Raw genomic sequence first — 17,258 nt, 5'->3', positions numbered from 1 at the left:
AGTGACCATGGGCGTTCCGGTCATCGTGGAGGCGGCGCGTACGCCGATCGGCAAGCGTGGCGGATGGCTGTCAGGACTACATGCCGAGGAGCTCCTCGGCATGACCCAGCGCGGGGTCCTCGACAAGGCCGGCATCGATCCCGCACTCGTCGAGCAGGTCATCGGCGGTTGTGTCACCCAGGCCGGCGCGCAGGCCGGAAACATCACCCGCAAGGCGTGGCTGTCGGCGGGCCTTGCCGAGGCGACGGGCGCCACCACCATCGACGCCCAGTGCGGTTCGGCGCAGCAGGCCAACCATCTGATCGCCGGGCTGATCGCCTCCGACGCGATAGAAATCGGTCTGGCCTGTGGCGTGGAGACGATGTCGGTCGTCCCGCTGGGGGCCAACGTCGGCACCGACGCCGGGCCGTACCACGCGGAGTCGTGGGACGTCGACATGCCCAATCAGTTCGAGGCCGCCGAGCGCATCGCGAAACGCCGCGGCATCACACGCGCCGACATCGACGGGCTGGGCGAACGCAGCCAGCGCCTCGCGCGCCAGGCGTGGGACGAGGGCCGCTTCGATCGCGAGGTGTTGACGCTGAAAGCACCCGAGCGGACCAAGGAGGGCGAGCTCACCGGCAACATCCTGGACGTCAGCCGGGACCAGGGTCTGCGTGACACCACCCTCGAGTCGTTGTCGGCACTCAAGCCCGTCCTCGAGGGTGGCATCCACACCGCGGGCACCTCGTCGCAGATCTCCGACGGCGCGGCCGCGGTGCTGATCATGGACGAGTCCAGGGCACGCGAGTTGGGCCTGACGCCGCGTGCTCGCATCCGGTCGCAGGCACTCGTCGGCGCGGAGCCGCACTTCCACCTCGACGGTCCGGTCCAGGCGACCGAACGTGTGCTGGCGAAGTCGGGGATGTCGTTGTCCGACATCGACGTCGTCGAGATCAACGAGGCGTTCGCGTCGGTGGTGCTGAGCTGGGCTCAGGTCCACGGCGCGGACATGGACAAGGTGAACGTCAACGGCGGCGCCATCGCCCTCGGCCACCCGGTGGGCAGTACCGGGTCCCGCCTCATCACGACCGCACTGCACGAGCTGGAACGCCGGGACGGTCAGACCGCCCTGATCACCATGTGCGCGGGCGGAGCGATGGCCACCGGCACGATCATCGAGCGGATCTGATGCCCGCCTTCGATCCGAACAACAAACCGGCGCAGCTGGATTCACCTGTCGTCAGCAAGTTCATCAAGCTGGGCTCCAAGGCGAACACGGCGCTGTACAAGGCGACCGGCGGCCGGGTCGGCGGCACGTGGCGCGTGGGCGCGGGCCTCCGCAAACCGGCGCCGGTGTGCCTGCTGACGACGATCGGCCGCAAGTCGGGTCAGCCGCGCACGGCTCCGCTCATCTACCTGCGCCGCGGCGACTCGTTCGTCGTCGTGGCGTCGCAGGGCGGCTCGGCCAAGCACCCCGCGTGGTACCTCAACCTCCGGGACAACCCGAAGGTCGAGATCCAGCTCGGCAAGGAGAAGTTCGACCTCGTCGCGCGCACGGCCACCGATGCCGAACGCGCCGATCTGTGGCCGGATCTGGTCGACACCTATGCCGACTACGACACCTACGCTGCCTGGACGGAGCGGACGATCCCGGTGGTCATCTGCGAGCCGACCGCCTGAGCTCGTCCGCTCCCGTCCACCGGAGACACAGACGGAGCGGACGATCCCGGTGGTCATCTGCGAGCCGGTTGCATAGCTCTAGCCAGAGACCCCATCCCTGCTCCCTGAGGTGTGAGGAGCGATAGCGACGAGCCACGAAGGGCGGCAACGCATCTCGCCAGGACCCTTCGAGGCTCGCTTCGCTCGCACCTCAGGGAGCGCGAAGTCGGCCCGCTCGCACCTCAGGTAGCGCGAAGTCGACCCGCCCGCACCTCAGGGAGCAGAAGCCGTCGCGCTCTGTACTTCAGGCCACCCATCCCACCGACTGCCGGCCGGTCCAGTTGGCGAGCCGCTCGGTGGGTCCGGCCTCGGGCCGCGGCTCGACGACGGGGCCGAACGGGACACCGGGATCGGTGCGGATCGCGGCCGGGATGAACTGGCGTGCCACCCCGAGCGTCGTCTCGGCGAGTTCGGCGTCGGCCTCCGGAGGCCGACCGGTGGCGACCGCCAGATCCCAGCCGTGGACGAGTGTTTCACTGACATAACCCCACAGGGCACCGGCGCCCGGGACTTCGCCCCATGGCACCTGGACCATCGCGGAGAGCTTGGCGTCATCCGACCATGAGTCGAGCGCCTGGTCGATGAAGGCCGCGTAGGTCCGGGCGTCGAACTGTTCGGCGATCGACGCCATCGTGCGGATGTCGACACCCTCGGCCAGCGCGGCCGCGCGTTCGGCGACGGCGACGAGGTGGGCCGACAGCGTTCGGACGTCGAACTCGTCGCACGGCGTCGGCGAGTCGAGTTGGTCGTCGGACACTCCGTCGAGCAGTTCCACGACCCATGCGGTGGCGGCGCGGAACGCCGGCCGGGGATCGTCGAGGGCGGGCGTCGCCTCGGGAGTGGGTGCGGAGTTCGTGGTCGCTGCGTTCATGGTGTCGTCCTCTCGTGGGGTTTCGGGTACGTCGACCAGTGAAGTCCCGATACACGACACCTTCTGTCATGTATTTCCGGAAGAATCTCCCCCGTGCGCGCTGAACGCCTCATCGCCCTGCTCATGGTCCTGAAGAAGCACGACCGGGTCACCGCCGCGGTGCTGGCCGCCGAACTCGGGGTCTCCGAGCGAACCGTGCTGCGTGACATCGACGCGTTGTCCCTGTCCGGTGTCCCCGTGTACGCCGAGAGGGGTCGCCACGGCGGGTTTGCACTCCTGCCCGGATACCGCACCGATCTCACCGGACTGACCGTCGACGAGGCGACCTCCCTCCTGGCCGGGACGGGCCGGTTGGACTCCCCCGCGTTCACCAGCGCCATGCGAAAGGTGACCGCGGCGCTCCCGGAGGCGCACCGCGGGCACGCGGTCCGGGCCGCCCAGCGGGTTCTGGTCCGGCCGGAAGGGTTCGTCCGCGCACCCGAGCGACTCGAGTCGCTCGACGCCGTGCAGACCGCTGTCCTCGAGGGGCGTCGGATACGCATGTGCTACCGCCGGCGAGGCGCGGACGAGGCCCGTGAACACGTCCTCGACCCGATCGGACTCATCGTCGCCGGCGACACGTGGTATCTCGTCGCCTCCGGACGACGCCCGGGGACCACCGAGACGGCCGCCACCCGGAAGGACGGACCGGGCAAGGGTTCCGACGAACGGATGTACCGCATCTCCAGGATGCGCGACGTCGAGGTCCTCGACGAGCCCGCACAACGGGACGACGAGGTTGACCTCGCCGCGATCTGGGAACGACGCCGCGACGCGTTCCGCAGCTCGTTCGAACCCGTCGACGTGGTCGTCGACTGTGCCGCCGACGATGCCGAGCGCCTTGGGATGATCGCCACCGCCGTCGACACGATTCGCCGGCCGGGCGACCGCTGTCACCTCGAACTCCATTTCGCCGATCATCGACATGCCACCCGCGCCCTGTGGACGTCGATGTTCGATCACGATTTCGCCGTGGTGGAGCCGAGGTGGTTGCGGGACGCACTGTCCGCTCGCGCCCGATCGATCGGAGGGGCGCGCGGACCGGGTTGAGAGTGGTTGCGCCGAACGAATGAATCCCGTGGCGACGCTCCCGGCCCTGTGGTCTGATTCTCAGATGTTCGGAGTCCTCACTCCTTGTCGGCATGCACTCGACCACGATCTGATGGACCAGTGGCGCTCACACCTGTGCGGTGTCTGTATCTCGCTGCGCGACAACCACGGCCAGTCGAGCAGGCTGACGGTCAACACCGACGCGGTGATGGTCTCGATCCTCACCGCTGCGCAATCGGCGTCGGAGTGCGCCTCCACAACTGCCGGCCGGTGCCCCCTTCGCGGAATGCGCACGGCGACAGTCGTGTCCGGCGACGAACCGGGCGTCCGCCTGGCCACCACCGCGTCGCTCACCCTGGCCGCAGCGAAGGCTGTCGACGTCGGCAACGAGCAACACCACGCGCTCGCGCCCCGCCGGCCGGTCCGCGCGAAACTCGCCGGATACGCCGGGAACCATCTGCGCCGGCACGCAGCGGCCGACACCGCGGTCGCCGACCGGCTCGACATCGATTCCATGATGACGACGCTGTCGCGGCAGGCGGAGATCGAGTCGACGAGCGTGGTGCTCGACGACCTCATCGAACCATCGGCGGTCGCCGCGGCACAGGTCTTCGCCACCTCGGCGGTGCTCGCCGAGGTCCCCGGCAATCGGGAGCCGCTGCTCGACATCGGCGCGGACTTCGGCCGCATCGCGCACCTGCTCGACGCGGTAGACGACTACGACTCCGATGACGCCGAGGGGCGGTTCAACCCACTCCGCGCGACCGGCACGTCACCCGAGACCGCCCTCGACCGGTGCCGGCGACTGGCGGCCGCGATCCGGGCGCGCTATGCGGATCTCTCCCTCGCCGACGACCGCTTGCTGCGCGTGGTTCTGCTCGACGGCCTGCGCCACGCCATCCACAAGCGAATGCACCCTCATTCTGCCACCATGTCGGTGACCGCCGACTCGCGCACACAGTGGCCACCGCACCGGCCCTTCGGTTATCCGACCGAGTGGCCGTACCCGCCGCCGTTCAAGCCGAATCGTTCCTTCGCCGAACGGATTCTGCCCTTCATCGGTGTTTCCTGTTTCGGCAAGGCCTGCTGCACCGACCATTGGAATCACTTCACCGACAAGTACAAGGATGCGGTCTGCGACGACTGTGACTGCTGCGATTGTTGCGACTGCTGCGATCTCTGACCTGCGATCTGGGTCCGTCCCCCAGGGAACGAAGACCTACCCGACTCCGCGGTCGGAGGTGGCCCAGTACTGGGACCGCAGCGCCTTCTTGTCGGGTTTGCCGAGTGCGGTCAACGGCAGTGCGTCGGCGAAGATCACCTGCTTGGGCGACTGCACCGCGCCCTTGCGGTCTTTGACGGACTGCTGGATCTCGGTCGTGATGCGGCCTTTCGCCGCATCGTCGGTGTCGGCATCACTGCGGAGCACGACGATCGCGGTGACCGCCTCCCCCCACTTCTCGTCCGGGACACCGATGACGCCGACCTGCCCGACGGCCGGGTGCTCGGCGACGACATCCTCGACCTCGCGCGGGAACACGTTGAACCCGCCGGTGACGATCATGTCCTTGGTGCGGTCGACGATGAACCAGAATCCGTCCTCGTCCTCGCGGGCGACGTCACCGGTGCGCAGCCAGCCGTCACGGAAGGTGTCCGCGGTCTGCTCCGGGAGACCGAGGTAGCCACCCGCGAGAAGCGGTCCGGCGACACAGATCTCGCCGGGCTCACCCTGCGGGACGGGCTTGTCGTCGGGGCCGAGGAGGGCGGTGCGCAGGAAGGCCGACGGTCGTCCGCAGCTGCTCAGCCGACGCTGGTCCTCGCCGGGACCCGGATGATCGCCCTTGGCCAGATAGCTGATGACCATCGGGGCCTCGGACTGGCCGTAGTACTGCGCGAAGATCGGCCCGAAACGCTCGATGGCCTCGGCGAGACGTACCGGATTGATCGGCGACGCACCGTAATACACGGTCTCCAGCGACGAAAGGTCGCGCGTCTTCGAGTCCGGGTGGTCCATCAGCGCGTACAGCATCGACGGCACCAGCATCGTCGCGGTGATCTTCTGCTCCTCGATCGTGCGCAGCACCTCCGCCGGGTCGAACTTGGACAGCACCACCATCGATCCGCCCTTCATGAGGGTCGGCACGAAGAACGCCGCACCGGCATGTGACAGCGGGGTGCAGAGCAGGAACCGCGGGTGTTCCGGCCATTCCCATTCCGCGAGCTGGATCTGCGTCATCGTCGACATGGCCCGGGCGGTGCCGATGACACCCTTGGGTTTGCCCGTCGTCCCACCCGTGTAGGTGATCGAGACAACGTGGTCGGGCGAGAGATGTGCCGCCGCAAGAGGCTTGGGGTCGAAGTTCTCGGCCTCGGCGATCACGTCGCGCGCGTGGGCGGCCAGCTGCTCGGGTACCGGCCCGAGTGTCAGCACCTGCTTGAGGCCGGGCACTCGTTCGAGCAGCGCCGCCGCCCGTTCGACGAACATGGGGACCGGATCGATGATCAGGGTCGACACACCGGCGTCGGACAGCACGTAGGCGTGGTCGTCGAGCGACCCCAGCGGATGCAGCGCGGTACGACGCCATCCCTGGGTCTGGCCGGCGCCGATCACGAACAGCACCTCCGGACGATTCAGCGCGAGCAGGCCGACCGCGGTTCCGGTGCCGGCCCCCAATCCCTCGAAGGCCTGGATGTACCGGCTGATCGACGCGGCCATCTCGCCGCCGGTCATCTCGGTGTCCCCGAGGGACAGCACGGTGCGGCCGGCGTGCCGCCGCAACGCCGCGACCATCAGGTCGCCCATGTGCGTGCCCCCGCGCAGGTGATCGAAGTCGGTCGGTGGTGTCGTCGTACCCTCGTTCGTCATGAGCACCAGACTAGGACGTGTTACAGCCAGAGGGAAGAATCTCCACCAAAACAGACCATCCAGCCAATAGAACCTGTTCTACATTTGCGCCTCGAGGGCGAGGTCCGGCATCCGATGCGCGCACCGGATGTCCACCACATGGTGACCGACGGTGACCTAGGATCGAGGCATGACTGATCTCGACCTCGCCACCACCCGACGAGACATCGCCGACGCCCTGCTGACCGCTCTCGAACGTCGCCATGAGGTCCTCGATGCCATCGTCGACGCCGAGAATCACGACCAGGCCGTCGCCGCAATCGTCGAGCTGCTCGGGAAGTCCCGGCTCGGCGCCGAGGCCATTCTGGACATGAAGCTCGACCAGCTCACCAAGGACGACCGTCGCAAGAACCAGGCCGAGCTCGACGACCTGAACAGTTCCCTCACCTTCACGCTGGCCGAGCGGCCGGCGAGCAGCGGTGACACGCTCGACCTCCGTCCGTTCGACCCGTCCGCCGACGCGGAACTGTTCTCGGCGCGGACCAACGAGATCGGCACCGCCGGAGACGGTTCCGGTGCTCCCGCCGGAGATGTCGCGGCCGAGATCAGCGCCGCCACCGACCGGGTCGACGCCGAGGAAGCCGTCTGGCTGGTGGCCGTCGAGGGCGAATCGAAGGTGGGCTTCGTATTCGGCGAGCTGAAGGACGGCGAGATCGACCTGCGCATCTGGATCCATCCCCAGTTCCGCAAGTCGGGGTACGGCACCGCCGCGCTGCGCAAGTCGCGTTCGGAGATGGCCGCCTACTTCCCGGGCGTGCCGATGGTCGTCCGCGCGCCGGGCGCCTGACTCACATCCATACCAGCCGAACACCCACCGCCACGCGGGGCGGTGGGTGTTCGTTGCGTGCGAAAGTGCCCGGCGGTCAGGCGCGTTGGGGCCGCGGGAGTCCGAAGTGGGCGACGATCGCACGGATCCGGTTGTCCTCGTCGATCACGAAGGTCTCCGACACCGTCGCCCCCAGTCGTAGCGCCTTGGGTCGGACGTGCACGACGTAGCGCGTGGTCACGCTGTGACCGTCGACCGTTGCGGTGAAGTCCGAGACCCGATGGATGAGGCGGAATTGCGGACCGCGGGCGAGGCTACGGGTGATGTGGCCGCCGTTGCGTCCGGTCTTGACGCCGAACTCCACCCGGGTGCAGTCCGGGTGCAGCGCAACCGCAGACGGATCGTGACTGACCAGGGCATCGACATAGGCCCTGGCCGCTGCGATCCGGTCGCCCGACGAATCGGCGGGTGACGTCATCGCGCGCCGTACACCGGCATCGGCACCGGCGCCTTCGCCAGAATCTCCTCGATCACCGGGCCGAGCTCACCGGCCTCCCAGCGAGACCCCTTGTCCCGCTCGATGCTTCGTTGCCAGCCATCGGTGACCGAGATCTTGCCGCCCTCGACCTCGAACACCCGGCCGGTCACCGAGCCCGCTGCGGGCGAACCGAGCCAGACCACGAGCGGCGACACATTTGCCGGATCCATCGAGTCGAAGGAGCCGTCGGCGGGCGCGGCCATCTGAGCGGCCATTGCCTCACCGGCGCCCATGGTCATCTGGGTGCGGGCGGCCGGAGCGATCGCGTTCACGGTGACACCATACGACCCCAGTTCGGCCGCTGCCTGGATCGTCAGGGCCGCGATGCCGGCCTTCGCCGCGACGTAGTTACCCTGGCCCACCGAACCGTACAGGCCCGCACCGGAACTCGTGTTGATGATGCGTGCCTGCGGAACGTCGCCGGCCTTGGCCTGCGCGCGCCAGTGCGCGGCCGCGTGCCGCAGTCCGACGAAGTGCCCTTTGAGGTGCACCCGGACGACCGCATCCCATTCGTCCTCCGACAACGAGACCAGCATCCGGTCGCGGACGAAACCCGCATTGTTGACCAGGATGTCGAGGCGCCCGAAGGTGGAGAGCGCGGTCTCGACCATGGCCGCTCCCGCATCCCAGTCCGCGACATCACCCACCGATGCGACGGCCTGCCCGCCCGCGGCGACGATCTCGTCGACCACCTCGCTCGCCGGATCCTCGGCGTAATCGTTGACCACGACCTTCGCGCCGTCGGCGGCGAACGCGAGGGCGTGGGCACGTCCGATGCCCTGGCCGGCACCGGTCACGATGACGACTCGACCCTCATTCATTGTGCTGGTCACACTGTTTCCTTTCCGAACTGCTCTCGGACCCGATCCGCGCCGGGTCTCAGACTGCGTTACCGGCGGTCGCGGCGTCGAGGAATGCCGGTTTCTCGCCGCCCCCGTGCACGGTCAGCGTCGATCCGCTGATGTAACCGGCGAGCGGTGACAGCAGGAACGCGACCGCATTGCCCACGTCGGCGGGCGTGGCCATGCGGCCCATCGGGATGGTCGCACCCACCGCCGCGACGCCGGCGTCGTCGCCGTAGTGCAGGTGCGACTGCTCGGTGACGACCGGACCGGCGATCACCGAGTTCACCCGCACCCGCGGCGCCCACTCGACGGCCAGCGAGCTCATCAGGTTGTCGAGCCCGGCCTTCGCCGCCCCGTAGGCCGAGGTCCCGGGTGACGGCCGGTGGCCGCTCACGCTGGAGATGTTCACGATCGCACCGCCGTCGGGCTGCGTCTGCATCACGGCGTTGGCCGCGCGGGCCACGGCCAGCGGAGCGAGCAGGTTGAGATCGACGATCTTGCTGGCGAATCGGACCGACGCGTCGGCAGCCAGTGCGAACGGTGATCCGCCTGCGTTGTTCACGACGCCGTCGATACGTCCGGCGCGCCCGATGATCTCGTCCATCATCGCCTCGACCGCATCCGCGTCGCGGACGTCGCAGGACACGAAGTCGACCTCACGGAGGTCGTCGGCGAGGTTGTCGGCGTTACGGCCGCAGATCACCGGTCGAGCGCCGAGCGAGCCCAGCACGCGGGTGATCCCGGCACCCACCCCACGCGCCCCGCCGGTGACCAGCACGACCTTTCCGACCAGGCCCAGCTCGACCTGTGACTGCGTCTGCATGGGTGCTACCCTACCAAACAACCAAGCACTTGCTTGGTGCGCTTCCGCAGTCCTCCGGGCTGTCCGAATCGCCCCATGAGAGGAGCCCGCGTGCCGATCACCACGACACGTTCCGATTCCGGGATCGTGACGGTCACCGTCGACTATCCGCCGGTCAACGCGCTGCCATCGGCCGCGTGGTTCGAACTCGGTGACGCCATCACCGCCGCCGGAGCGGACCCGACCACGCATGTGGTGGTCCTGCGAGCAGAGGGGCGCGGCTTCAATGCCGGCGTCGACATCAAGGAGATGCAGGCGACCGACGGCTTCGACGCCCTGATCGGCGCCAACCGCGGATGCGCCGCCGCGTTCAGCGCGGTCTACGACTGCGCGGTCCCCGTCGTCGTCGCCGTGAACGGATTCTGCGTGGGCGGCGGCATCGGACTCGTCGGGAACGCCGACGTCATCGTGGCCTCCGACGACGCCGTCTTCGGACTGCCCGAGGTCGACCGCGGAGCCCTCGGCGCGGCAACGCATCTCGCACGACTCGTGCCCCAGCACATGATGCGGACCCTGTACTTCACCGCCAAGAACGTCACCGCCCAGCAACTCGAGCATTTCGGGTCGGTGTACCGGGTCGTGCCGCGCGAGGAGCTGCTCGACGCGGCCCTCGAGATCGCGGAGGCCATCGCCGCCAAGGACACTCGGGTGATCCGCGCAGCGAAGGAAGCGATCAACAACATCGACCCGATCGACGTCAAGGCGAGTTACCGCCTCGAGCAGGGTTACACCTTCGAGTTGAACCTGGCCGGCGTCGCCGACGAGCACCGCGACGCGTTCGTCTCGACCGGCAAGCCACTCACCGCGAATTCGGCTTCGGATGGAGGACGTGCCTGATGCTCACCGACAAGACAAGCACTTTCGACGACGTCATCGCCGAGCTGCGCGACGGGATGACCATCGGCATCGGCGGATGGGGTTCGCGCCGTAAGCCGATGGCGCTGGTGCGCGCGCTCGCCCGCTCCGACGTCAAGGACCTCACCGTGGTCACCTACGGCGGGCCCGACCTCGGGTTGTTGTGCGCCGCAGGCAAGGTACGCCGCGCGTACTACGGCTTCGTCTCGCTCGACTCGGCGCCGTTCTACGACCCGTGGTTCGCCAAGGCCCGCACCAACGGCGAGATCGAGGTGCGCGAGATGGACGAGGGAATGGTGAAATGCGGGCTGGAAGCAGCCGCCGCGCGCGTGCCGTTCCTGCCCATCCGCGCCGGCCTGGGCTCCGACGTCCTCAATTTCTGGGAGGGGGAGCTGAAGACCGTCACCTCGCCCTATCCCGACGCCGACGGCCGCACCCAGACCCTGGTGGCGATGCCGGCACTGAAACTCGACGCCGCCTTCGTCCACCTGGATCTGGCCGACGCCCACGGCAACGCCGCCTACACCGGGGTCGACCCGTACTTCGACGATCTCTACTGCGCGGCCGCCGAGCGTCGCTACCTCGAAACAGATCAGATCGTCTCCACGGAGGTACTGGTCAAAACGGTTCCGCATCAGCGTCTTCTGCTCAATCGGATGAACGTCGACCGGGTTGTCCACGCACCGAACGGGGCGCACTTCACTTTGACGGGCGCCGGGAGCGGAGCGAGCGGGCCCAATGGCACAGCCGAGTACGGCCGGGATGAGAAGTTCCAGCAGTTCTATGTGGCCTCGGCCAAGGAACCCGAGACCTGGGATGCGTTCTCCCGCCGGTTCCTCCAGGTCGACGAGGAGACCTACCAGCGCGAGGTCACCGCGTGGCAGACCGAGCAGAAGGAGAACGAGCAGTGAGCACCGCCGAGACCCAGACGTCCACGGACGTCACGCGTGCCGAGTACTGCGTCATCTCCTGCGCCGAGATCTTCTCCGGGGCAGGCGAGATCATGGCATCGCCGATGGCGCCCACTCCCCTGCTCGGTGCCCGCCTGGCACGTCTCACCACCGAACCCGATCTGCTGATCACCGACGGTGAGGCGTTGATCCTGGCCGACACCCCGCCGATCGGGAAGACCGGACCCATCGAGGGGTGGATGCCGTTCCGCAAGGTCTTCGACGTCGTCGCGTCGGGGCGTCGTCATGTGGTCATGGGCGCCAACCAGATCGACCGTCACGGCAATCAGAATCTGTCGGCCTTCGGACCGCTGCAGCACCCGACCCGCCAGATGTTCGGTGTGCGCGGAGCTCCCGGCAACACCATCAACCACCCGACGAGCTACTGGGTGCCGCGGCACACGGCACGCGTCTTCGGCGAGTCCGTCGACATCGTGTCCGGCGTCGGCTTCGACAAGGTCGATCCGGAGAACCCCGCCTTCGACGATCTGAACATCCACCGCGTCGTCACCAACCTGGGCGTCTTCGACTTCGGCGGTGCGGGCCACACGATGCGGGCCCTGTCCCTGCATCCGGGAGTCACGGCCGACGAGGTCGCCGAGAACACCGGCTTCGAGATCGACGGCCTCGCCGATGCACCGGAAACGCGCAGGCCGACGGCAGAGGAGCTCGGCCTGATCCGGGACGTCCTCGATCCGAAGGGCGTCCGCAACAAGGAAGTCCGATGAGCGAACCCACCGCCGCGCATCCGAGCCCGGCACGTGCAGCCGGATTGTCGACTGCGTTCACCGAACTCGTGGGCATCGAGTACCCGATCGTGCAGACCGGGATGGGCTGGGTGTCCGGGCCCTCGTTGACCTCGGCGACGTCGAACGCCGGCGGGCTGGGAATCCTGGCGTCGGCGACGATGACCTTCGCCGAACTCGAGACCGCGATCGCGAAGACGAAGACGCTGACCGACAAGCCGTTCGGCGTGAACATGCGCGCCGACGCGACCGACGCCCCGGAGCGGATCGACCTGCTGATCCGCGAGCGTGTGAAGGTCGCGTCCTTCGCGCTGGCACCCAAACCGGAACTCATCGCCAAGCTGAAGGACAACGGGATCGTCGTCATCCCGTCGATCGGTGCGGCCAAGCACGCCGTGAAAGTCGCGTCGTGGGGTGCCGACGCGGTGATCGTGCAGGGCGGCGAAGGTGGCGGCCACACCGGACCCGTCGCGACGACGCTGCTCTTGCCGTCGGTGCTGGATGCGTTGTCGGCGAAAGGCATCGACATGCCGGTGGTCGCCGCCGGCGGCTTCTTCGACGGCCGCGGGCTCGCCGCGGCGCTGGCCTATGGCGCCCAGGGCGTCGCGATGGGCACGCGCTTTCTGCTCACCTCCGACAGTGCCGTGCCCGACTCGGTCAAACAGGAGTACCTCGGACGCGGACTCGGCGACACCGTCGTGTCGGTGAAGGTCGACGGCATGCCGCATCGCGTCTTGCGTACCCCGCTGGTGGAGGCGCTCGAAAGCGGAAGCCCGGTCAAGGCGCTCGTCGCCGCGGCGCGCAACGCCAACGAGTTCAAACAGATGACCGGCATGCGCTGGACGACGATGCTCAAAGACGGTCGCACGATGAAGAAGTCGGGCGAACGCACGTGGCAACAGGTCATCATGGCCGGCAACACCCCGATGCTGCTCAAGGCCGGCCTCGTCGAGGGCGACACCCGCGCCGGGGTACTCGCCTCCGGCCAGGTGGTCGGGATGATCGACGACCTGCCGAGCTGTGACGAGCTGATCCAGTCGATCATGACCCAGGCGCACGAACGGTTGAAGACGCTGGGATCGTTGGGTTAAGGCGCAGCGCCCGGAGCTTGCGGAGGGCCGCCACCCCCGCCCCCTGAGGAGGCCCGGAGCTTGCGGACGGCCGCCACCCCCGCCCCCTGAGGAGGCCCGGAGCTTGCGGAGGGCCGCCACCCCGCCCCCTGAGGAGGCCCGGAGCTTGCGGACGGCCGCCACCCCCGCCCCCTGAGGAGGCCCGGAGCTTGCGGAGGGCCGTCACCCCCGCCCCCCTGAGCCTGGATCTTTCACGTGAGGTCGGGCTGGGTGGGGTTGTGGTGTGGGCGTGCGGGGGTTCCGGCGTTGTGCGCCGGTTTTTCGGTGTCCTGGGTTGTCGGGTTCGGGCTGCAGTGACCGAGTGCGTGATGGTTGTGGTGCTCAGGTGGTGTGTAGTGCGGTCCAGCCGGTGGTGATGGCCTCGAGGTGGGGCCAGTTGCGGGGTAGTCGGAGGAGTTGGCGGCGTCCGGATCGGATGATGCGTCCGGCCACGGCGAGGATGCGTAGGCGTAGTTGTTTGGGTTCCCATCGGCGGATCGGTGCGTGGGGGTCCCAGCACAGGGTTTGGGTCCATACCAGTAGTTCTGTTGCTAGACAGACTATTTCCAGCCAGATCTGGTTCTTGGCGAATGCTTGGAACGGTAGGTTGGCCAGTCCGGTGTCTTTGAGGTTGCGGATGCGGTCCTCGGCGCGGGCGCGTTGTCGGTGGCGCAGTTCGAGGGTGGGTAGCGTCCAGCCGGTGCCGCGGGTGTTGGTGGCGAACACGGTGTAGTGGCGGCCATCGATATCGGTCAGCCGGAGCTGGGCGCCGGAGTGGGGGTACTCGCGGCGGACGATGACACGCATCCCTTTCGGCCACGGTGCGTCGCTGGTGGCCAGGGCGGGGATCGCGGTGGTGAGTTCGGCGACGTGGGCGTCGAGTCGGGGTTCGCCGTTGGCGTCGAGGGCTGGTTGCCAGGCCTGTTCGGGGAGTCGAGCGAGTGCGGTTTTGATGGTGTCGGAGATGATGTAGCCGATCGAGTACTGCAATCCGGCGTCGGTGATGTGGGCCAGGAACTCTTTGGAACATCCCGCGGCGTCGGTGCGCACGAGTACCTGATCACGTTCACCAGGAGGTAGCTGGGCCAACGCGGCGGTCAGCGTAGAGATGTGCAGGTCAGCACCTTGTGGTGAGGCGCCGCCGCGGCGGAGGTCGCAGATGAGTGGTTCACCGGTGCCGTACTGGCCGTGATCGACCAGTGCGCACATCGGGGCGTGGCCGTACTGGCGTTTGTAGTTGATTTCGGCGTGTTCTTTGTCCGAGTGCGCGGTCACGGTGGTGGCGTCGAGATCGACGATGACCTGCCCGCCGTCGACGCTGCCCGGCACTCCGTCCAGTGGCCGTCGCCGCGCCCACACCTTGTCTCGGCAGTGTGCGCGGGCTTGGCGGATGGCGGCCACAACCGCGGTGGAATTCTCGGCGAGTGTGCTGATCAGGCGAGACACCGTCGGGTCTGAGGCAACGGTGCCGAACAGGGCGGGTTGGGCGCGCACGATCGCCAGATCAGACACACAATCGCCGCCCACAGCGACCGCGGTCGCCAGATCCAACAGCATTTTGGCGGGGTCATGCTCGGCCCGTGGTGCGGTCCACGGCATCAACGCCGCGCTCAGGGCGGTATCGAGACCGGCGATCTGCATGGTTTTGCGTAGCAGGACTGCGCCGGTGGAGCTGGTCAGTGACTCACTGCGGTCGGTATCGACAACCAGATGTGGGTAGCGGTTATGCTTCACGTGCGAAGTGCCTCTCTGCGCCAGGATCATTGTGTTGTGGTGATTCAATAATCCACTGGCAGACAGGCACTTTCGCGCATTCACACGCCGACAAACTCGCAAACCCGTGAAAGATCCAGGCTGAGGAGGCCCGGAGCTTGCGGAGGGCCGTCACGAAGGGTCCGGTAGGTTCGCAAGCGTGTCTACCCCGGATGTCTTGCGCCTGGATTCGGTCGGTTTCGTGCGGCAGTCCCGCGCGATCCTCACCGACATCGACCTCACCATCCGGGCCGGCGAGCGATGGGCGCTCATCGGCCCGAACGGTGCGGGCAAATCGACGATCCTGAGCCTGTGTGGCGCCGAACAACATCCGACGTCCGGAACGGTCCATGTCCTCGGACATCAGCTGGGGCGGGTCGAGATACGACAACTGCGCGAGTCCATCGGCCACGTGAACCCGCGGCATCCGCTGCGATCACCGCTGACCATCCGCGAGGTCGTGCTGACCGGTGCGACCGGCACGACCGAGTTGATGGACCACCGGAAACCCGCACCGGAGACACTCGCCCGCGCCGACGAGCTGATCGAGATGCTCGGCCTGAGCGCGCTCGCGTCGGCGCCGTGGACCAACCTGTCACAGGGCGAACGCGGCCGGACGCTGATCGCCCGCGCGCTGCTGTCCGACCCGCGGCTCCTGCTGCTCGACGAGCCGTCGACCGGCCTCGATGTGGCCGCGCGCGAGCGACTTCTGCAGACCGTCGACCGGTTGCACCGCACGCACCCGGACCTCGCGACCGTGCTCGTCACCCACCACCTCGAGGAACTGCCCGAGACGACCACGCATGCCGTATTGGTGACCGGAGGTCGAATCCTCGCCGCCGGCCCCGTCGACGAGATCCTGACCACCGAGTTGGTGACCGAGTGCTTCGACTACCCCATCGAGATCGCGCACCAGGAGGGCCGGTGGTCGGCGCGGGGCGTCTCGTTCACTGCTCCCTGACTCGGCCGGCCCCCTTGTGACAGGTGGGGTTTCTGTTCACCACAGTTCACCACGGTTCACCGCTGGGACGTGAGTGACATCCATTGCAGTGCAGTAATTTTCGTCGACTCCTAGGTTGTGAAACAAATCTCGTCGTCGAACGCTTTGGCGAGTACCTTGGTGTCATGCCCTCGATCACCGAGCTCCGCGACACCCTCATCGGTCTGACTCCACCACCCGACGACGGCACCGGTCGCGCGGTGCTCGACCGACTCGACGAACTACGGGTGCTGCGCAACGTGCTCGATCACCAGATCGCTGTCCACATAGCTCTTCTGGAGGCCTCGGGTACAGCGGCGCGTGCGGGATCGACGACACGGTCGTGGCTGATCGAGATGGGCATGCCACCATCGGTCGCCTACCGCGGTGTGCGGATCGCCGCCGGCCTGGCGTCGTTGCCAAAGGTCGCCGACTGCGCCGCCGACGGATACCTCGCCGTCGAGTGCGTCGATGCGGTCGTCCGCGGTATCGCCTCCATCGACAGGTGTTCCACATCAACGCATTCCGACGACGACCGGCAGCTGTTCGAGACCGAGTTGCTCACCCAGGCGTTCTCCGGTGCCACACCCGCCGAGATCGACACCCACGCCCGCTCGATCGCCATGCGTGTCGCCGACGAAAACCCGGACGCGGTTCCGGCAGCCGATAACGCATCACTGAACACCGTGCACGCCCGGGTGACCGAGGAGGGCCGAGTCGCCATCACCGGCGATGTGACGGCGGTCATCGGAGAGAAGTTCCTGACGATGATCGACGAACGATCCGGTCCGCGACCCGAACCCGACGGCACCGACGATCGACGCAGTGTCGGCGAGCGTCGCGCCGACGGTCTGGAACTGCTGCTCGATCAGGCGGCGATCGGCGCGGCGATGACCACCGCCGGAGCCCCGCGCACCCAATTACTGGTCACCATTCCCGCCGATGGTCTCGATCCGGCACGCCTGCCGTGGGTGGGTGCGGTCACGGCATCGACGGCCAGGCGGTTGTCGTGTGACGGCGGGGTAGCCGAGATCGTCCTCGACGCCGAGGGTGTCCCGTTACGGATGGGGACCACGAAACGACTGTTCCCTCACCATCTGCGGCAGGCGATCATCGTCCGGGACCGGTGTTGCGTGAAATGCGGTGCCCCAGCAGCACATACCCAGGTCCACCATCTGGTCCATGTGCGCCCTGAGGCGCGTTGTTACCGATCGGGGGTGAGAGACCCCCGATCTCGGGTCGTCACAGCGGCCTGAGGAAGCTGGGAGGCAGCTCGGATCTCGTTGGGAG

At 67.7% G+C, this 17,258-nt stretch carries 17 protein-coding genes; 11 read left to right on the top strand and 6 right to left on the bottom strand.

Going from position 1 to position 17,258, the window contains the following annotated elements; genetic code table 11:
• The first annotated feature begins 7 nt into the window (after window positions 1–7).
• A complete protein-coding gene (locus MHN80_RS20960) occupies window positions 8–1,171 on the top strand; it encodes a steroid 3-ketoacyl-CoA thiolase (protein ID WP_004022065.1) in 1,164 nt (387 codons plus the stop codon).
• Window positions 1,171–1,662 (top strand): nitroreductase family deazaflavin-dependent oxidoreductase, encoded by a 492-nt coding sequence (locus tag MHN80_RS20955; RefSeq protein WP_239403496.1) that lies wholly within the window; start codon window positions 1,171–1,173, stop codon window positions 1,660–1,662. Before MHN80_RS20960 ends, MHN80_RS20955 begins: the two co-directional genes overlap by 1 nt.
• A gap of 283 nt (window positions 1,663–1,945) precedes the next feature.
• Here the strand turns inward: MHN80_RS20955 and MHN80_RS20950 are convergent, their stop codons facing one another.
• Window positions 1,946–2,572 (bottom strand): TIGR03086 family metal-binding protein, encoded by a 627-nt coding sequence (locus tag MHN80_RS20950; protein WP_004022067.1) that lies wholly within the window; start codon window positions 2,570–2,572, stop codon window positions 1,946–1,948.
• Between the two features lie 93 nt (window positions 2,573–2,665).
• Here MHN80_RS20950 and MHN80_RS20945 point away from each other — a divergent pair, with 93 nt between their 5' ends.
• Window positions 2,666–3,661: a YafY family protein gene (locus tag MHN80_RS20945; RefSeq protein WP_239403495.1), complete on the top strand. Its 996-nt coding sequence runs from the start codon at window positions 2,666–2,668 to the stop codon at window positions 3,659–3,661.
• A gap of 64 nt (window positions 3,662–3,725) precedes the next feature.
• On the top strand, window positions 3,726–4,844 hold the full coding sequence (locus MHN80_RS20940) for a DUF5685 family protein (RefSeq protein ID WP_239403494.1): 1,119 nt from the start codon (window positions 3,726–3,728) through the stop codon (window positions 4,842–4,844).
• A gap of 36 nt (window positions 4,845–4,880) precedes the next feature.
• Here MHN80_RS20940 and fadD8 read toward each other — a convergent pair whose 3' ends face one another.
• Window positions 4,881–6,527 carry a fatty-acid--CoA ligase FadD8 gene (fadD8, locus tag MHN80_RS20935; RefSeq protein ID WP_239403493.1) on the bottom strand — a complete coding sequence of 549 codons (1,647 nt, stop codon included), beginning with the start codon at window positions 6,525–6,527 and terminating at the stop codon, window positions 4,881–4,883.
• Between the two features lie 169 nt (window positions 6,528–6,696).
• Here fadD8 and MHN80_RS20930 point away from each other — a divergent pair, with 169 nt between their 5' ends.
• Window positions 6,697–7,353, top strand: a complete 657-nt coding sequence (locus MHN80_RS20930; RefSeq protein ID WP_004020843.1) for a GNAT family N-acetyltransferase — start codon at window positions 6,697–6,699, stop codon at window positions 7,351–7,353.
• Window positions 7,354–7,429: 76 nt separating this feature from the next.
• On the opposite strand, the gene MHN80_RS20925 is transcribed toward MHN80_RS20930, so the two are convergent.
• The 3 genes from MHN80_RS20925 to MHN80_RS20915 are packed head-to-tail and all read right to left on the bottom strand — an operon-like array spanning window position 7,430 to window position 9,538.
• A complete protein-coding gene (locus MHN80_RS20925) occupies window positions 7,430–7,810 on the bottom strand; it encodes a hypothetical protein (protein ID WP_004020842.1) in 381 nt (126 codons plus the stop codon).
• Complete coding sequence (locus tag MHN80_RS20920) at window positions 7,807–8,691, bottom strand: SDR family oxidoreductase (RefSeq protein WP_033205060.1); 885 nt, start codon at window positions 8,689–8,691, stop codon at window positions 7,807–7,809. Before MHN80_RS20920 ends, MHN80_RS20925 begins: the two co-directional genes overlap by 4 nt.
• A 58-nt stretch (window positions 8,692–8,749) precedes the next feature.
• Window positions 8,750–9,538 (bottom strand): SDR family oxidoreductase, encoded by a 789-nt coding sequence (locus tag MHN80_RS20915; protein ID WP_239403492.1) that lies wholly within the window; start codon window positions 9,536–9,538, stop codon window positions 8,750–8,752.
• A 90-nt stretch (window positions 9,539–9,628) separates the two neighbouring features.
• Here MHN80_RS20915 and echA20 point away from each other — a divergent pair, with 90 nt between their 5' ends.
• Genes echA20 through MHN80_RS20895 form a run of 4 tightly spaced genes read left to right on the top strand, consistent with a single transcriptional unit; the run spans window position 9,629 to window position 13,219 of the window.
• Window positions 9,629–10,414 (top strand): (7aS)-7a-methyl-1,5-dioxo-2,3,5,6,7,7a-hexahydro-1H-indene-carboxyl-CoA hydrolase, encoded by a 786-nt coding sequence (gene echA20 / locus MHN80_RS20910; RefSeq protein ID WP_101819834.1) that lies wholly within the window; start codon window positions 9,629–9,631, stop codon window positions 10,412–10,414.
• Window positions 10,414–11,343, top strand: a complete 930-nt coding sequence (locus tag MHN80_RS20905; RefSeq protein WP_239403491.1) for a CoA transferase subunit A — start codon at window positions 10,414–10,416, stop codon at window positions 11,341–11,343. Before echA20 ends, MHN80_RS20905 begins: the two co-directional genes overlap by 1 nt.
• Window positions 11,340–12,110, top strand: a complete 771-nt coding sequence (locus MHN80_RS20900) for a CoA-transferase subunit beta (protein ID WP_004020837.1) — start codon at window positions 11,340–11,342, stop codon at window positions 12,108–12,110. Before MHN80_RS20905 ends, MHN80_RS20900 begins: the two co-directional genes overlap by 4 nt.
• Window positions 12,107–13,219, top strand: coding sequence for a nitronate monooxygenase family protein (locus MHN80_RS20895; RefSeq protein WP_239403490.1), 1,113 nt, complete (start codon window positions 12,107–12,109; stop codon window positions 13,217–13,219). Before MHN80_RS20900 ends, MHN80_RS20895 begins: the two co-directional genes overlap by 4 nt.
• Before the next feature lie 360 nt (window positions 13,220–13,579).
• Here the strand turns inward: MHN80_RS20895 and MHN80_RS20890 are convergent, their stop codons facing one another.
• On the bottom strand, window positions 13,580–15,001 hold the full coding sequence (locus MHN80_RS20890; RefSeq protein WP_275447997.1) for an IS1380 family transposase: 1,422 nt from the start codon (window positions 14,999–15,001) through the stop codon (window positions 13,580–13,582).
• Window positions 15,002–15,149: 148 nt separating this feature from the next.
• Here MHN80_RS20890 and MHN80_RS20885 point away from each other — a divergent pair, with 148 nt between their 5' ends.
• Both MHN80_RS20885 and MHN80_RS20880 read left to right on the top strand, forming a co-directional pair.
• Complete coding sequence (locus MHN80_RS20885) at window positions 15,150–15,950, top strand: ABC transporter ATP-binding protein (RefSeq protein WP_239403488.1); 801 nt, start codon at window positions 15,150–15,152, stop codon at window positions 15,948–15,950.
• A gap of 164 nt (window positions 15,951–16,114) precedes the next feature.
• Window positions 16,115–17,224, top strand: coding sequence for a DUF222 domain-containing protein (locus MHN80_RS20880; protein WP_239403487.1), 1,110 nt, complete (start codon window positions 16,115–16,117; stop codon window positions 17,222–17,224).
• The last annotated feature ends 34 nt before the right edge of the window (window positions 17,225–17,258 follow it).

Origin of the sequence: Gordonia sp. McavH-238-E (assembly GCF_022348225.1) — a bacterium.
GTDB lineage: Bacteria > Actinomycetota > Actinomycetes > Mycobacteriales > Mycobacteriaceae > Gordonia > Gordonia terrae.
This window is presented reverse-complemented; position numbering and strand designations above follow the sequence as displayed.

Coding starts and splice junctions, on each gene's coding strand:
- MHN80_RS20960 (WP_004022065.1), top strand. CDS start 8: ATGGGCGTTCCGGTCATCGTGGAGGCGGCGCGTACGCCGATCGGCAAG.
- MHN80_RS20955 (WP_239403496.1), top strand. CDS start 1,171: ATGCCCGCCTTCGATCCGAACAACAAACCGGCGCAGCTGGATTCACCT.
- MHN80_RS20950 (WP_004022067.1), bottom strand. CDS start 2,572: ATGAACGCAGCGACCACGAACTCCGCACCCACTCCCGAGGCGACGCCC.
- MHN80_RS20940 (WP_239403494.1), top strand. CDS start 3,726: ATGTTCGGAGTCCTCACTCCTTGTCGGCATGCACTCGACCACGATCTG.
- fadD8 (WP_239403493.1), bottom strand. CDS start 6,527: ATGACGAACGAGGGTACGACGACACCACCGACCGACTTCGATCACCTG.
- MHN80_RS20930 (WP_004020843.1), top strand. CDS start 6,697: ATGACTGATCTCGACCTCGCCACCACCCGACGAGACATCGCCGACGCC.
- MHN80_RS20925 (WP_004020842.1), bottom strand. CDS start 7,810: ATGACGTCACCCGCCGATTCGTCGGGCGACCGGATCGCAGCGGCCAGG.
- MHN80_RS20920 (WP_033205060.1), bottom strand. CDS start 8,691: ATGAATGAGGGTCGAGTCGTCATCGTGACCGGTGCCGGCCAGGGCATC.
- MHN80_RS20915 (WP_239403492.1), bottom strand. CDS start 9,538: ATGCAGACGCAGTCACAGGTCGAGCTGGGCCTGGTCGGAAAGGTCGTG.
- MHN80_RS20905 (WP_239403491.1), top strand. CDS start 10,414: ATGCTCACCGACAAGACAAGCACTTTCGACGACGTCATCGCCGAGCTG.
- MHN80_RS20895 (WP_239403490.1), top strand. CDS start 12,107: ATGAGCGAACCCACCGCCGCGCATCCGAGCCCGGCACGTGCAGCCGGA.
- MHN80_RS20890 (WP_275447997.1), bottom strand. CDS start 15,001: ATGATCCTGGCGCAGAGAGGCACTTCGCACGTGAAGCATAACCGCTAC.
- MHN80_RS20880 (WP_239403487.1), top strand. CDS start 16,115: ATGCCCTCGATCACCGAGCTCCGCGACACCCTCATCGGTCTGACTCCA.